The sequence below is a fragment of the Massilia sp. YIM B02763 genome (assembly GCF_030412015.1).
In the GTDB taxonomy this organism is placed as follows: domain Bacteria; phylum Pseudomonadota; class Gammaproteobacteria; order Burkholderiales; family Burkholderiaceae_D; genus Telluria.
Genome location: NZ_JASNRD010000060.1, coordinates 1 through 613, shown reverse-complemented (window position 1 = coordinate 613; position 613 = coordinate 1). Strand labels below are relative to the sequence as shown.

Below are 613 nucleotides of genomic sequence, written 5' to 3'. Positions count from 1 at the left end.
GCGCGGCTGGCGCAGCGACCAGCGGCGCGGGCGCATCGGGCGGCATCGGCGGCGCGGGCGCGGCCGGCGGTTCGTCGACCTCGACCGGCGGCTTCGGCGGCGCAGGCGCGGCCGGCGGCGCGGCTTCCGGCGGCAACGGCGGTGCGACCGGCGCCCTGAGCGGCGGCAACGGCGGCTCGACCGGCGGTTCGTATGCCGGCACCGGCGGCGCCGGCGGCACCACCGGCTCGGCAACGGGCGGCATGGGCGGCGCGGGCGCTGCCGGCGGCGCAGGCGGCGCAGGCGCGGCTGGCGGTACCGGCGGCATGGGCGGCATGGGCGGCGCGGCTGGCGCGGCCGGCAACGCCAACGCGGGCGGTACCGGCGGCGCAGCCACCGGTACCACCACGGCCGGCGGCAGCTGGGCGACCTCGGGCACGGCCGGCAGCGGCACCCCGGGCACCGGCACCGGCGAAGGTTCGGGCATGGGCGCCGGCGGCGGCGCCAGCGGCACCGCCACCTCGGGCGCGCCGTCCTCGACCGGCTCGGGCGTGACCGGCGGCACCATCACCTCGACCGCCGGCACCACCAGCGGCGGCGCGGGCGGCGCGGGCGCCTCGGGCGCGGCAGGCGG

Annotated in this window: 1 protein-coding gene; it reads left to right on the top strand. The window is 83.5% G+C overall.

Going from position 1 to position 613, the window contains the following annotated elements:
* Positions 1-613: hypothetical protein (locus tag QPK32_RS26460; RefSeq protein ID WP_290415761.1), on the top strand; the 613-nt coding region annotated here is incomplete at both ends.